12 protein-coding genes are annotated in these 14526 nt (G+C 73.0%); all 12 read left to right on the top strand.

What is annotated here, in order from left to right:
• Positions 1-142: 142 nt before the first annotated feature.
• Entirely contained in the window at positions 143-244 is a 102-nt protein-coding gene (locus tag OG510_RS04870; protein ID WP_406135464.1) for a putative leader peptide, read from the top strand.
• A 468-nt stretch (positions 245-712) separates the two neighbouring features.
• On the top strand, positions 713-1714 hold the full coding sequence (locus tag OG510_RS04875; RefSeq protein WP_406135465.1) for an ABC transporter substrate-binding protein: 1002 nt from the start codon (positions 713-715) through the stop codon (positions 1712-1714).
• Positions 1715-1767: 53 nt separating this feature from the next.
• Positions 1768-2772: an ABC transporter substrate-binding protein gene (locus tag OG510_RS04880; RefSeq protein ID WP_406135467.1), complete on the top strand. Its 1005-nt coding sequence runs from the start codon at positions 1768-1770 to the stop codon at positions 2770-2772.
• Positions 2769-3611 (top strand): ABC transporter permease, encoded by an 843-nt coding sequence (locus OG510_RS04885; protein ID WP_406135468.1) that lies wholly within the window; start codon positions 2769-2771, stop codon positions 3609-3611. The genes OG510_RS04880 and OG510_RS04885 overlap by 4 nt, the downstream gene beginning before the upstream one ends.
• Positions 3608-4405, top strand: coding sequence for an ABC transporter ATP-binding protein (locus OG510_RS04890; protein WP_406135469.1), 798 nt, complete (start codon positions 3608-3610; stop codon positions 4403-4405). The genes OG510_RS04885 and OG510_RS04890 overlap by 4 nt, the downstream gene beginning before the upstream one ends.
• Entirely contained in the window at positions 4402-5283 is an 882-nt protein-coding gene (locus OG510_RS04895) for an ABC transporter substrate-binding protein (protein WP_406135470.1), read from the top strand. Before OG510_RS04890 ends, OG510_RS04895 begins: the two co-directional genes overlap by 4 nt.
• A 6-nt stretch (positions 5284-5289) precedes the next feature.
• On the top strand, positions 5290-6366 hold the full coding sequence (locus OG510_RS04900) for an LLM class flavin-dependent oxidoreductase (protein WP_406135471.1): 1077 nt from the start codon (positions 5290-5292) through the stop codon (positions 6364-6366).
• A gap of 149 nt (positions 6367-6515) precedes the next feature.
• Entirely contained in the window at positions 6516-8579 is a 2064-nt protein-coding gene (locus OG510_RS04905) for an MDR family MFS transporter (RefSeq protein ID WP_406135472.1), read from the top strand.
• 187 nt (positions 8580-8766) lie between these two features.
• The gene (locus OG510_RS04910) at positions 8767-9138 is read left to right on the top strand and encodes a BlaI/MecI/CopY family transcriptional regulator (protein ID WP_164266689.1); all 372 of its coding nucleotides are present in this window, start codon (positions 8767-8769) and stop codon (positions 9136-9138) included.
• Positions 9135-10076 (top strand): M56 family metallopeptidase, encoded by a 942-nt coding sequence (locus OG510_RS04915; RefSeq protein WP_406135473.1) that lies wholly within the window; start codon positions 9135-9137, stop codon positions 10074-10076. Before OG510_RS04910 ends, OG510_RS04915 begins: the two co-directional genes overlap by 4 nt.
• A 212-nt stretch (positions 10077-10288) precedes the next feature.
• Entirely contained in the window at positions 10289-11530 is a 1242-nt protein-coding gene (locus OG510_RS04920) for an FAD-binding protein (RefSeq protein WP_406135474.1), read from the top strand.
• Positions 11531-11604: 74 nt separating this feature from the next.
• Complete coding sequence (locus tag OG510_RS04925) at positions 11605-14502, top strand: glycoside hydrolase family 2 TIM barrel-domain containing protein (protein WP_406135476.1); 2898 nt, start codon at positions 11605-11607, stop codon at positions 14500-14502.
• Positions 14503-14526: the final 24 nt, after the last annotated feature.

Genomic DNA, 14526 nt, shown 5'->3' on the forward strand with positions numbered 1-14526 from the left:
GTCCTGGCGAGCAGGACCGGATATCCCACATCGTGGGAAGATACTTGCCCGCAGAGGGGTCGGCATGGAACTCTCCTTCCTGTCAGCGCCGCACGGCATCCGCCGTGCACCGGTGCAGAAATCCGACTGGAGGAGTGCCTCGATGCGAGCCGGTCAGGCCGTCGCCACCCTTCCCGCACTCCCCGGACTCACCCACCGCCGCCACATCGATCTGGCGCGCGTCAACAGCGCCTGCTGTCGCTGACCTTCGGGTAACTCCCGCCGACCGGTCCCGCCCTGCGTGCTCCCTGCGCGCTGCCGATGCGGACCTGCCGAGCCGTCGCCCGCAGCTCCCGCAACCCCCGCATGCCGGTCCCCCACCTGCGTGCGGACCGGTCCGCGCACAGGCCGCGTGAGCCGCGGCCCGCCCGTCCGACGGCTCCGGATCCGCTCCCGCCCCGGTGCGGACGAACCCGGCCGGGCAGCCGCCTGCGCCCGGCGGGGCCCGGTGCGGGCACCCTCCGCCCCACGCGTCAGCCCGGGTAGCGCCACTACCGGCGCACAGGGCTCCGAGCCCGCGCACGCCCCCCACCGTGCACGGGCCGCGCCCCTGCCCACCGAGCCCTCTCCTGGCCGTCCGCGGACCGCGCACCGCCCGCTGCGACAGGAGGCCGGCTGCCGGCGGGTTCACACCGGGACACCGATCGAATCTCTCACGATATGGGAAACCATCATGCCCGTCTCCGCCCTGCCCGACAGTCTCTGGTACACCCGCTGCCCGGTGCCCACCGCCACAGGGGTGGCCGCCCGGCTGGGCTGGTTCGACAAGGAGTTCGCGGCCGACGGCCTCACCGTCTCCTCACTCCAGGACGTTCCGTCCGAGGTCGCGGCCGACCACCACTTCACTCACTCCCTCGACCTGCTCGTCCGCGAAGGCGGGAACGTACCGGCTCTCTGGGCCAGGGCCCGCGGGGAGAACACCCGTCTGATCGCGCTGACATGGATCGAGGAACGCCAGACGGTCCTCGTCCGGGCGGGCAGCGGCATCAGCGGGGCCGCGGCCCTGCGCGGTCTGCGGCTGGCCGTCCCGGCCCACGGCATCGCGATCGACTTCTGGCGGGCCATGGCACTGCGCGGATTCCAGGGCGCACTGGCCTCCGCGGGCCTCACGCTGGATGACGCCCGGCTGGTCGAGATCCCCGCCACCGACCGCGCCGGCCAGTGGGCGGCCGAACTCGCCGCGCTGAACCGGGGGGAGGTCGACGCCGTCTACGCGAAAGGAGCGGTCGCCGTCGAGGCGGCTCGCGCGGCCGGTGCGGAAGTCGCCGTCGAACTCGACGCACTGCCCGACCCGCGGCACCGCATCAACAACGGCACCCCACGGCCGGTGACGGTGCATCAGCATCTGCTCGACCGCTACCCGGAAGCCGTCGACCGCTTCCTGGCCGTGCTGTTGCGTGCCGCCGAGTGGGCCGCACGGCGCCCACAGGAGCTGGCCGCCATCCTGGGCAGCGAGACAGGGGCCGGCCCCGAAGGGGTGGCGGGCGCCTACCGCCCGGGGACCCGGCTCGGGCTGGACCTCTCCCCCCACCGGCTCGGCCTCCTCTCCGAGCAGCAGAGCGCCCTGCACGCACTGGGCTTCCTGCCCGAGCCGGTGGAAGTGGACGCCTGGTCGGACCCGGAACCCCTGCGCCGAGCGGCGGCCCGCAACGCACTCCTGGAGACCGGCATATGACCGGCCGTCAGCTGAATGCCGCCGCCCACATCACCGACAGCCGAGGACCCCTCATGCGACCACCAGCCGTACGAACCGCCCTGACCGCCGTCGCCGCGGTCACCGCTCTGCTGGCGCTGACCGCCTGCGCGAAGACCGAAGCGGCCACCGGCGCCTCAGGTCACCGGACCACGGTCCGCATCCCGGACCCGGGCAACTCCGGCATCCTCGCCAAGGGCAAGAAGGACGGCAGCCTCGCGAAGGCCCTGGCGAAAGCGGGCGCCACTGTCTCCTGGACCGGGAGCAGCGGCCCCTTCGCGCCCGCGGCCCAGGCGATGAACGCCGACCGGCTCGATGTCGCCCTCGGCTCCATCACCTCGGGCACCACCACTCTCACCCAGCAGCCGAAGTTCTCCTTCTTCGCCGCAGGCGCACCGGAGAACGGGGGCGAGGGCATCCTGGTCAAGAAGGACAGCGGCATCAAGGACATCGCGGGGCTGGCCGGCCGTAAGGTCGCCGTCAACCAGGGCGGCACCGGCGAGTACCTGCTGCTCAAGGCCCTGTCGAAGGCCGGTGTGAAGCCCGGCGCCGTGCACCGAGTCTATCTGCGCCCCGACCAGACGGCCGCGGCCTTCGCCGCCGGCCAGGTGGACGCCTGGGCCACCTGGAGCGCCTACTCGGTCGCCGCACTCGGCGCCGGCACGTCGAAGTTCCTCGCCGACGGGGCAGCCATCGGCTCCGAGAACTACACGGTCTGGGCCGTCCGGGACGGCTTCGCCGACAAGCACCCCGGTGTCGTCAAGGCCCTCTACGCCTATCTGCACGCGCAGAGCACGGCCGCGCACGACCACCCGGACGAGTACGTCAATGTCTTCACCGACGCGGGTCCCACCGCTGTCACCGGCGGAGCCAAGGCCGTACAGCTCTCCCTCACCCGTACCGGCCCTCCCGTGGAGCCGATCGGCGCGGCACAGCTGGCGCACTTCGACCATGTCGCCGCGTTCTTCGCCGCCCAGGGCATCACCAAGAAGCGCGCCGATGCCGCCGGACACGTCATCGATGTGGACAAGCTGCGATGACCCTCACCGTCCCCGAAGCCGAGGCCCCTGCCACTCTGCTCGTCGCACCGCGCCCGGCGCGGCACCGGCCGCGGCCGCGCGGTTACGCGCTGGGTATCCGGGCGGCCGGGCCTCTCGTCCTGATCGGTCTGTGGTGGGCCGCTTCGGCCACCGGAGTGCTCACCGCCGATGTGCTGGCCTCACCCCCGCAAGTCCTGTCCGCCACCGGTGAACTGTGGTCCAACGGGCAGCTGGGCGACGCCCTGGAGACCTCGCTGACCCGTTCCGCGCTCGGTCTGCTCATCGGGCTCACGGCCGGCCTCGGCCTCGGCGTCCTCACCGGCTCCACCCGGCTCGGCGACGAGCTGCTCGACTCCTCCGTGCAGGTGCTGCGTACGGTCCCGTTCCTGGCGCTGGTCCCGCTCTTCATGGTCTGGTTCGGCATCAACGAGACCGCCAAGGTCGCATTGATCGGAGTGGCCACCACCTTCCCCATGTACGTCGCGACCAGCAGCGGCGTACGCGACGCCGACCGCAGACTGCTGGAGGCGATGCGCAGTTTCGGCATGGGCCGCTGGAGTCTGATCCGTACGGTGATCCTGCCGGGCGCGCTGCCCTCGCTGCTGGCCGGGCTGCGGCTGTCGATGACGCTCAGTGTCATCGCGCTGATCGCCGCCGAGGAGATCAACGCCACGGCGGGCATCGGCTATCTGATGACGCAGGCGCAGAACTACGCCCGTACCGACATCCTCGCCGTCTGCATCCTGATCTACGGAGCGCTCGGCCTGCTCGCCGACGGGACGGTCCGGCTCCTGGAGTACGTGGCCATGCCCTGGGCCCGCCAGGGAGGTGCCCGATGACCCCCGCACCCGAACAGCCCGCGGGGGACGTCGCGGTACAGGTACGCGGAGTACGCCGGGTCTTCGACGGCACCGCGGTCCTGGACGGCCTCGATCTCACCGTCGCACGCGGGGAGTTCGTGGCGCTCCTCGGGGCCAGCGGCAGCGGGAAGACCACCCTCCTGAGGATTCTGGGTGCACTCGACCACAGCGACGGGGGCACCGTGCTCGTGCCCGAGGCACGCACGACCGTCTTTCAGGAACCCCGGCTCATCCCCTCCCGCCGGGCCTGGCAGAACGTCACCGTCGCCCTGCCGCGTGCCGCCGCCGGACGGGACGCCGCGCTGGCGGCCCTCACCGAGGTCGGCCTCGCGGACCGCGCCGACGCATGGCCCGGGACCCTGTCCGGTGGTGAGGCGCAACGGGTGGCGCTGGCCCGGGCGCTGGTCCGCTCCCCCGAACTCCTGCTCCTCGACGAGCCGTTCGCCGCACTCGACGCGCTCACCCGGCTGCGGATGCAGGATCTGGTGGGAGAGCTGTGCCGGGTGCACCGGCCTGCCGTGCTGCTGGTCACGCACGACGTGGACGAGGCGGTACGGCTCGCCGACCGCGTCGCCGTGCTCCGCGACGGCCGTCTCGTCACCGACGAACCCGTCGGCCTCGCCCACCCGCGCGACCCCGCGCACCCCTCCTTCGCCGCGCTGCGGCGCCGTCTGCTCGACGACCTCGGCGTGCACCGGCCCGCCGCGGCCCCCACCTCCGCTTCCACCCCCGCCCCCGCCCCCGTCTCCACCCCGACAGGAGTCTCCCCGTGACCGTGACCATCGGCGTACATCCAGCCAACCCGACCCTCTTCCACCTGGCCCGGCTCGACTACGCGCAGCAGGAACTCGCTCCGCTGGGCGAGACCGTCGACTGGCACCACTACACCGACGGAGTCTCCACCGGCGCCCTGCTCACCGACGGCACCCTGGACTTCGGGGGTACCGGATCGACTCCGCCGATCACCGCGCAGGCCGAAGGGCACGACATCGTCTACACCGCGGTCTCCGCGCCCCGCCCCGGACACGGTGCGCTGCTCGTGCTCGACGACGGGCCTGTGCGCGGTGTGGCCGATCTGCGTACCACCACCGTCCATCTGGCCATCGGGTCCTGGCAGACCCATCTGGTCGCCAAGGCCCTGCACGACGCCGGACTCGACTACGGCGGCGACATCACCCCGCGACGCGGCACCTCCGCTTCGGAACAGCTGCTGCGCGACGGCGAGATCGCCGCCTGGGTGGCGCAGGGCGCCGAGCTGGTCGCGGCCCGCGAGCGCGGCGGGCTGCGTGTCCTGATCCCCACGGCCGATGTCATCACCGACCGCTCGGTCTTCTTCGCCCGGCGCGACACCGCGGAGCGGCGTCCGGAGCTGATCGCAGCGATCACCCGGGCCCTGCACCGGGCCGACGCCTGGGTGGCCGCCCATTCCGGGGAAGCGGCCGGGCAGATCGCCGGTACGGCGGGCGGCAGCGCCGCGCACTGGCAGCAGGCCCTCTCCGTGCTCCCCTGGCGAACCGAGGCGCCGGGACACGCCTTCGTCGACGAACAGCAGCAGGCGGCGGACATCCTGTACGCGGCGGGCTTCCTGCCCGCACAGGTCACCGTGGCCGATGCCTTGGCCCGCCCCGTCGGCACAGCCCAGAAAGGCTGAACACGCGTGTCCGCCCCCGAAGTCCTCTGGTACATCATCCCGCGCGAGGGCCCCTACCCCTGGGAGCCGGCCGGCCGGCGCTCCGTCGACCTGGACTATCTGTCGAGGCTCGCGGGGACCGTCGAGTCGCTGGGCTACACCGGTGCGCTCCTTGCCACCGACCTGCACGACGTCTGGCCGCTCGGCAGTGCGCTCGCCGCCCGGACCAGCACCGCCTTCAAACCGCTCCTCGCGGTGCACCCCGGCCTGATCGCCCCGCCGCTGCTCGCCAAGATGGCCCTCAGCTTCGACCACCTGTTCGGCGGCAGGCTGCGCTTCAACGTCGTCAACGGCTCCACGGACAAACTCCGGCAGTACGGGCTGCACGTCGGCCACGACGAGCGCTACGCCCTCAGCGCCGAGTACTGGTCCGTGGTGAAGCGGCTGACGGCGGGTGAGGTCTTCGACCACAAGGGCCGTTTCTACGATCTGAAGGACGCAGGCGCCGAACTGCGCGAGCTGCCACCGGTGCAGGAACCGCACATCCCGCTCTGGTTCGGCGGGTCGTCCGCACCGGGCATCGAGATGGCGGCCGAGCATGTCGACGTCTATCTCACCTGGGCCGAGCCGGCTGCACAGCTCGCCGCGAAGCTGGCCACCGTACGGGAGCGCGCCGCGGCCCACGGCCGCACCCTCCGCCTCGGCCTGCGCGTCCATCTGATCGTCCGTGACACCGAGGAGCAGGCGTGGGCGGCCGCCGACCGGCTGCTCGACGTCACCGGCGAGGCCACCTACGAACGGCAGCTGGGCCGGGCGGGCGACGACGGGGTCGGCTGGCAGCGGCAGTTCCGCCAGCACGGCGGCCGGGTCCCGGCACACGCCCGTGAGCTGGAGACACACCCCAACATCTGGCCCGGTATGGGCCTCTTCCGCCCGGGTCCTGGAACCGCGGTCGTCGGCTCCACCGCCCAGGTCGTCGAGCGCCTCCAGGAGTACCGGGCCCTGGGCATCGACACCTTCATCCTCTCCGGTAACCCGCTCCTCGAAGAGGCGTACCGGATCGCGGAGACCGTGCTGCCGGCGCTCGGGGTGCGGCGCGCCTGACCCGGGACATGGCCCTCAGGACACGACCGGCGGTACGTCACATCCGCCCGGGCGCCGGTACCGCCGGACGGCTGAACCCCAGGGCCGGATGATCACTGGTCCGGCCTACAGCGTGTGCGCCGTTCGCGCGCCGGTGTGAGGGTGCGGCTGTGACCACTGCCAGCAGTCCAGCCCCCGCCGCACCACCCGTGCTCGACGTCCGGCAGCGGAACATCGTGTTCGGCACGATCATGCTCGGTGTGCTGCTGGCCGCTCTCGACCAGACGATCGTCGGCACCGCGCTGCCGACGATCGTCTCGGACCTGGGCGGGGCCGCGCACATGTCCTGGGTGGTCACCGCGTATCTGCTCGCCGAGACGGTCTCGACCGTGCTGGTCGGCAAGTTCGGTGACCTCTTCGGCCGCAAGCTGATCTTCCAGGTGTCGGCGATCATCTTCATCACCGGCTCGTTCCTGTGCGGCCTGGCGACGGACATGTCCCTGCTGATCGCCTGGCGTGCGGTCCAGGGCATCGGCGCGGGCGGGCTGATGGTCACGGCGATGGCCCTGATCGCAGATGTCATCCCGCTGCGCGAACGCGGCAAGTACCAGGGCGCGATCGGTGCCGTGTTCGGGGTGTCCACGGTGATCGGCCCGCTGCTCGGCGGGGTGTTCACCGACCATCTGACCTGGCGCTGGGCGTTCTACGTCAACGTCCCGATCGCCGTACTCGTGGTCATCGCGGCCGCCCGCAACATCCCCTCGGTGAGATCCGCCGGCCGCCCGGTCATCGACTATCTGGGCATCACCCTGGTGACGGCCGGGGCGAGCGCGCTCATCCTCGCCACCAGCTGGGGCGGCAACCAGTACGCCTGGGGCTCCGGCACCATCATCGGCCTGTTCGCGCTGGGTGTGGTCGCGCTCGCGCTGTTCTGCGTGGTCGAGACGCGCGCGGCGGAACCGATGCTGCCGATGCGGCTGTTCTCCAACCCGGTGTTCGCGGTCTGCTCGATCCTCAGCTTCATCGTCGGCTTCGCGATGCTCGGGGCGATGACCTTCCTGCCGACCTATCTGCAGTACGTCGACGGGGACTCGGCGACGATCTCCGGGGTACGGACGCTGCCGATGGTCGTGGGGCTGCTCATCGCCTCCGTGTTCAGCGGGAACATCGTCAGCAAGACGGGCAACTACCGGATCTTCCCGATCGCCGGATCGCTGGTGATGGCGGCGGGGCTGTTCCTGATGTCCCGGATGGGTCCGGACGCGGGCGTCTGGCGCGAGTCGCTGTACATGTTCGTGCTCGGCCTCGGCATCGGGCTCTGTATGCAGGTGCTGACCATCGCCGTGCAGAACACCGTCGACTACTCCGACCTGGGCACCGCGACCTCGGGCGTGACGTTCTTCCGTACGCTGGGCAGCGCCTTCGGCACCGCCGTGTTCGGCACGATCTACGCCAACACCCTGAAACCGAAGCTCAGCTCGGCCATCGGGCAGGCCGCGGCGGCCTCGGGCACCGCCCCGGCACGGATCGCGGGGGCCGCGCAGGACCCGAAGTCGCTGCACAGGCTCCCCGGCGCCACGTCGGCCCCGATCATCCAGGCGTACGCGCACACCATCCACACCGTGTTCCTGTGGACCGTGCCGGTCGCGCTCATCGGCTTCGTCGTGGCGCTGTTCCTGAAGCAGGTGAAGCTGCGCGACTCCGCACGGGCGGGCTCGACCGACATGGGTGAGGGCTTCGCGGCCCCCGCGTCCGGCGACTCGGCCAGGATGCTGGAGTTCTCCGTCGCGAAGATCCTGCACAGCCAGGGCCCCGACACCGCCCGCCGGATCGTCGCGGAGTCCGACACCCGGCTCGACGTGGCGGGGGCCTGGGCCGTGATGCAGGTCGAGCTGCTCACCCGGCTGGTCGGGCACGCGAGCATCGGGGTCACCGCGGCCCGGTACCGGATCCCGCCCGAGGTGCTGGTGCCGGTCTTCGACCGCATGGTCGACGAGGGCTATCTCACCCGGGACGGCAGCCTCTTCTCGCACACCCCGGCGGGCTTCCGGGAGGCGGAGACGATCACCGCGGCCTGGGCGCAGTGGCTCAACGCCCAGCTGGAGGCGGACAGCGGCAGGCCGCGCAGCGCCGAGCTGCGGGCGGCGGCGGACGCCATCGCCAAGCGGCTGCTCGCCGAGGACCTGGCCACCGGTCTGCCACGCGCCCGCGGGACGGCCGCAGCCGCCCGCTGACCCGGCGGCCGCCCGCTGCCCCGGCCGGCGCCGCACCGGGCCGGGGCCGGGGAGCCGGGGGCTCGAAATCAGGTGGCCGGGCGTTCTTTCATAATGGTGTGCGGGGCCTTCGCGTCGGAGGCCCCCGACACCCACGGCATTCCGGCCCGCCCGGACCAGCAGCGCCCATTCCTGGAGGAAGAGCCCCATGAGCGAGGAGCACCCGGAGCGGCGCCCGGCCGGCGAGCTGGAAGCCAGCGTGCTCGCCGCGCTGTGGGCGGCCGGCGAGCCGCTGACCCCGGCCGATGTACAGCGCACACTCAGCGGCGGGCTCGCCAGGACCACCGTGACGACGATCCTGAGCCGGCTCCACGACAAGGGATGGGTCACCAGGACCCGCGAGGGCCGTGGCTTCGCCTACACCCCGACCGAGGACTCCCCCGGCCTCACCGCCCGCCGGATGCACACCGAGCTGGAGAAGGAGCAGGACCGCTCCACGGTGCTCGCCCGTTTCGTGTCCCGGCTGAGCTCCGACGACGAGCGGCTGCTGCGCGAACTGCTGGAGAGCGAGGGCAAGTGATCTACGCGGTCTGGGTGCCCCTGCTGATGCCCCTGTTCGTGGCGCCCGCGGCCCGGTGGCTCGCCGAGCTGCTGGCGCCGCGGCAGGCCGTGCGGCTGCTGACGGCCGCTGCGCTCACCCTGGGCGGCTGCTCGGCCGCGGCGCTGGGCATGCTCGTCGTGGCGGGCCTGCTGCGGCTGCCGCCGGTCGCCGCACTGGGCAGGCTGATCCACCCGGTGAGCGGGGACGGGCCGGTCACCACGGTCGCGGCCGTCGCGGCCGCAGCCGCGCTCGTGTGCTGCGCGGGCGCGCTGGTACGGACGGTGCTGCGGCACCGCGCCGAGCTGCGCGCGGCCCGGCTGCGGATCGGGACCGGCGGCGAGCTGGCCGTCGTACGGGACACCGCCCCCGACGCCTACGCGCTGCCCGGCCGCCCGGGCCGGATCGTGGTCACCACCGGCATGCTGCGGGCCCTGGCACCGGCCGAGCGCGAGGCGCTGTTCGCCCATGAACGCGCGCACCTCGCGGGCCGCCACCATCTCTTCAGCGCGGCGGCGGAGCTGGCCTCCCTCTGCCACCCGGCGCTGCGCGGGCTGCGGGAGCCGCTCGGTTACGCCCTGGAGCGCTGCGCCGACGAGTCGGCGGCCGGGGCGGTCGGCGACCGCTCCCTCGCGGCGCGCGCCATCGGCCGCGCGGCACTGGCCGCCCACCGCACACCCACCGCGCGCCCCGGCGTCGTACTGGCCGCCACGGCCGGCCCCGTGCCCCGCCGGGTCGCCGCGCTGCTCGGCCACCGGCCGGCCGGCGCGGCGCGCCACGGATGGCACGGGCGGGCCGCCCGGGTGCTCGCCGGGGCGCTGCTGGTGTGCCTCTCGCTGTCGGCGGGCGGGGCGCTCGACGCGGCGACGGATCTGCACGGCGGCATCGAGGCGGCCCAGGCCGGGCCCGGCCACCACTGACGGCGTACGGCCGCCTCTGACGCGTAGGGCTGCCCCCTGACGCGTAGGGCTGCACCCTGCCCCATGCCGCTGTCACTGCCCCGCACGCCTGCCACCGCCCCGTACAGTCACCACCGCCCCGCCAGGAACGGCGGCACCGGGCACACGCCCCCGCACAATGTCCCGTCCAACACCCCTGCTGTGCCGCCCGACCTGCGATTAACATCCCGGGCATGTTGACGAACTGGGCGGGGAACATCGCCTTCACGGCACAGCGCATCGACCGGCCCACCACCCTCGACGAACTGCGCCGGCTCGTCGCCCGCTCCGCCCGGGTGCGCGTACTGGGCAGCGGCCACTCGTTCAACACCCTCGCGGACACCGACGGCACACTGGTATCGGTGGCCGGGCTGCCCCCGGAGATCGAGGTGGACCGGGCCGCGTCGACCGTCCGGGTCGCGGCGGGCGTACGGTACGCCGAGCTGGCCCGGGAGTTGCACACGCACGGGTTCGCCCTGCCCAACATGGCCTCGCTCCCGCACATCTCCGTGGCGGGCTCGGTGGCCACCGGCACCCATGGGTCGGGGGCCGCGCTCGGCTCGCTGGCCACCGCGGTCAGGGAGCTCGAACTGGTCACCGCCGACGGCGAGCTGCGGACGCTCGGCCGCGACCGGGACGGCGAGCGGTTCGCCGGTGCGGTGGTCTCGCTGGGCGCGCTCGGCGCGGTCACCTCGCTCACCCTCGATCTGGTGCCCGCCTTCGAACTGGCGCAGCGGGTCCGCACCGGGCTGCCGCTGTCGGTCCTGGACGAGCACTTCGACGCGGTGACATCGGCCGCGTACAGCGTGAGTCTCTTCACCGACTGGCGCGGCCCGCGCTTCGGCCAGGTGTGGCTCAAGTACGCGGCGGGCCACGAGCCCGGGTTCCCCTGGGCGCCCGAGGCGCCGGGCCCGGTGCACCCCGTGGCGGGGATGCCGCCCGTGCACTGCACCGAGCAGCAGGGGGTGCCGGGGCCGTGGCACGAGCGGCTGCCGCACTTCCGGGCCGAGTTCACGCCGAGTTCGGGCGAGGAGATCCAGTCGGAGTATCTGGTGGACCGGCGCCACGGGCTCGCCGCGCTGCACGCCGTCGACGCGGTCCGGGACGTGCTCGCCCCGCTGCTGCAGGTCTGCGAGGTACGGACGATGGCCGCCGACGACCTGTGGCTGAGCCCGTCCTACGGCCGTGACACGGTCGGGCTGCACTTCACCTGGGTGAAGGACACCGCGGCCGTACTGCCGGTGCTGGGGCTGCTCGAAGAGCGGCTTGAGCCGTTCGCCGCGCGTCCGCACTGGGGGAAGCTGTCCACCGTCCCGGCCGGGCGGCTGGCCGCGCTCTATCCGAGGATGGCGGACTTCCGCGGCCTGGTCGGGGAGTTCGACCCGCGGTCCAAGTTCACCAACGCCTTCCTGGCGCCGCTGCTGGGCGACGCCTGAACAACGCAGGCCCGGTGGCGGTGCGTTGACGCGCACCGGCCGGGAGACCACCACAGCGAGGAGAGCCTGCACCGATGAACACCCCGACGAGCGCCCCGATGGGCACCCGGGCGAACACCCCCGTGAGCACCCCGTACTACGAGGACGTGTCCCCCGGCAGCGGCGCCCTGCCACCCCGTGCCCGGTACGCGCGCTCCGACGCCATGACACTGTCACTGAACGGGAAGTGGCGCTTCCGGCTCTCGCCGACCGCCGGCACCGCCGACGCCTCGTTCGCCGCCGACGGATACGACGCGAGCGGCTGGGACGAGGTGGCGGTCCCCGGCCACTGGGTCCTCCAGGGACACGGTGCGCCCATCTACACCAACCACCTCTATCCGTTCCCGGTCGACCCGCCGCGCGTACCGACCCGCAACCCGACCGCCGACCATCTGCGCACCTTCGACCTGCCGCAGGGGTGGCAGCCGTCCGGTGACGCGGTGCTGCGGTTCGACGGGGTCGAGTCGTGTGCCCGGGTCTGGCTGAACGGCACGGAGCTGGGCGAGTTCAAGGGCAGCAGGCTGCCCCACGAGTTCGCGGTGGGCGCGCTGCTGCGGCCCGGCGGCAATGTGCTGGCTGTACGCGTCCACCAGTGGTCGTCCGGTTCGTATCTGGAGGACCAGGACCAGTGGTGGCTGCCGGGCATCTTCCGCGACGTCACCCTGCTGCACCGCCCGGAGGGCGCGGCCGGGGACTTCTTCGTGCACGCCGCCTACGACCATCTGACGGGCCGGGGGACCCTGCGGGTGGACAGCGCGGTGCCGGGCCGGGTGACCGTACCGGAGCTGGGTGTCGACCTCGCGGCCGGTGCCGAGGTGTCGGTGCCGGTCGAGCCGTGGACCGCGGAGACCCCGCGCCTGTACGACGGTGAACTGGCCAGCGCGGGAGAGCGGGTGGCGCTGCGCATCGGCTTCCGCACGGTCCGGGTCGAGGACGGTGTCATCGAGGTCAACGGGCGGCGGATCCTCTTCCGCGGGGTGAACCGCCACGAGTTCCACCCGGACACCGGCCGGACACTGGACCTGGAGACCATGCGGGCCGATGTGACGCTGATGAAGCAGCACAACATCAACGCCGTACGCACCAGCCACTATCCGCCGCACCCCGACTTCCTCGGGCTCTGCGACGAGCTGGGGCTCTGGGTCGTCGACGAATGCGACCTGGAGACCCACGGCTTCACCGAGCAGGGCTGGCGGGACAATCCGGTCGACGACGAGCGCTGGACCCCGGCGCTCATCGACCGGGCCGCCCGCATGGTGGAGCGCGACAAGAACCACCCCTCGGTCATCGTCTGGTCGCTGGGCAACGAGTGCGGGACCGGCCGCGGCCTCTCCGCGATGGCCGGCTGGATCCGGGAGCGCGACCCGGACCGGCTCATCCACTACGAGGGCGACCCGTCCTGCGCGGACACCGACATGTACTCCCGGATGTACGCCTCGCACGCCGAGGTGGCCGCCATCGGCCGCGGCGAGGACGGCGGCCCGCCGCGGCGGGGCCAACTCCCCTTCGTGCTCTGCGAGTACGGGCACGCCATGGGCAACGGCCCCGGCGGCCTCACCGAGTACCAGCAGCTCTTCGACACCCACCGGCGCAACCAGGGCGGCTTCGTCTGGGAGTGGATCGACCACGGGCTGACCCACCCGGTGCTCGGCTACGCCTACGGCGGTGACTTCGGCGAGGAACTGCACGACGCCAACTTCGTCTGCGACGGGCTGCTGTTCCCCGACCGCACCCCATCCCCCGCGCTCGCCGAGTACAAGAAGGTCATCGAGCCGGTCGGTATCGACGCGGGCGGGACGGCGGGAACGGTCCGTGTCCTCAACCGCTACGACTTCACCACTCTCTCGCACCTCCTCTTCGAGTGGTCGTACGAGGCGGCGGGCGAGACCCTGGGCAGCGGCGTCCTGGACGTACCGCCGCTGGCACCCGGCGAGCGGGCCGACGTGCCGCTCCCCGCCCCGCCCGACACCGGCCAGGACGCCGCCGAGAGCCACTGGACGGTGCGGGCTCTGCTCGCCGACGGCACCCGCCACGAGGTGGCCTGGGCCCAGCTGCCCGCCGCGCCCGGACAGCGGGCTGCCGTGGCCGTACCGGAGAGCGGCGGCCCGCGCCGCGCCGGGGAGCTGGTCACCCTCGGCCCGGCGGCCTTCGACGCGCGCACCGGGGAGCTGCGGGCGATCGGGGACACCGCTGTACGGGACCTGCGGCTGGACGTCTGGCGGGCGCCGACGGACAACGACAACGGCGCGGACCCGGTGACCGGCGCCCGCAGCGGACAGCTCTGGCGCGAGGTCGGCCTGCACCGGATGCAGCACCGCCTGGACGCCGTGGAGCTGTCCGGCACCGCGCTGACGGTACGGACCAGGGTGGCGCCCGCGGCCCGGGACATCGGGCTGGTCACCGTGTACCGCTGGACCAGCGACGGGGCCCGGCTGCGGCTCACGGTGTCCGTCACCCCCGAGGGCGCGTGGGCGGTGCCGCTCCCCCGGCTCGGCATCCGTTTCGCGCTGCCGGACGGCGCGGACTCGGCCGTGTGGTGCGGCGGCGGCCCCGGCGAGGCGTATCCGGACACCCGGGCCGCGTCCAGGCTCGGCCGGTGGGAGTCATCGGTGGACGCGCTGCAGACGCCGTACGTGCGCCCGCAGGAGAACGGTGCCAGGGCGGACGTCAGGTGGGCCGCGATCGGGGGCGTACGCGTGGCGGGCGACCCGGAGTTCTGGTTTACGGCGCGCCGCTGGACGACCGAGCAGCTGGACGCGGCTGAGCACCGCACGGATCTGCGCCCGGCCGACCGGGAGGTCTGGGTGAACCTCGACCACGCCCAGCACGGCATCGGCTCGCAGTCCTGCGGGCCCGGCGTCCTTCCGGAACACCGACTCCGCGCGGCTCCGGCCGAGTTCGGCTTCGTCTTCACGGAGGAGCCGACGCTCTGAGGCCAGGCCGTCCGAGGCCCTGGG

The sequence above is a fragment of the Streptomyces sp. NBC_01089 genome, assembly GCF_045162975.1.
Lineage (GTDB): Bacteria > Actinomycetota > Actinomycetes > Streptomycetales > Streptomycetaceae > Streptomyces.

Bases quoted from the DNA above. Each gene is read 5' to 3' on its own strand.
- OG510_RS04910 (WP_164266689.1), top strand. From the start codon at position 8,767: ATGAGCGAGGAGCACCCGGAGCGGCGCCCGGCCGGCGAGCTGGAAGCC.
- OG510_RS04875 (WP_406135465.1), top strand. From the start codon at position 713: ATGCCCGTCTCCGCCCTGCCCGACAGTCTCTGGTACACCCGCTGCCCG.
- OG510_RS04870 (WP_406135464.1), top strand. From the start codon at position 143: ATGCGAGCCGGTCAGGCCGTCGCCACCCTTCCCGCACTCCCCGGACTC.
- OG510_RS04885 (WP_406135468.1), top strand. From the start codon at position 2,769: ATGACCCTCACCGTCCCCGAAGCCGAGGCCCCTGCCACTCTGCTCGTC.
- OG510_RS04925 (WP_406135476.1), top strand. From the start codon at position 11,605: ATGAACACCCCGACGAGCGCCCCGATGGGCACCCGGGCGAACACCCCC.
- OG510_RS04880 (WP_406135467.1), top strand. From the start codon at position 1,768: ATGCGACCACCAGCCGTACGAACCGCCCTGACCGCCGTCGCCGCGGTC.
- OG510_RS04920 (WP_406135474.1), top strand. From the start codon at position 10,289: ATGTTGACGAACTGGGCGGGGAACATCGCCTTCACGGCACAGCGCATC.
- OG510_RS04890 (WP_406135469.1), top strand. From the start codon at position 3,608: ATGACCCCCGCACCCGAACAGCCCGCGGGGGACGTCGCGGTACAGGTA.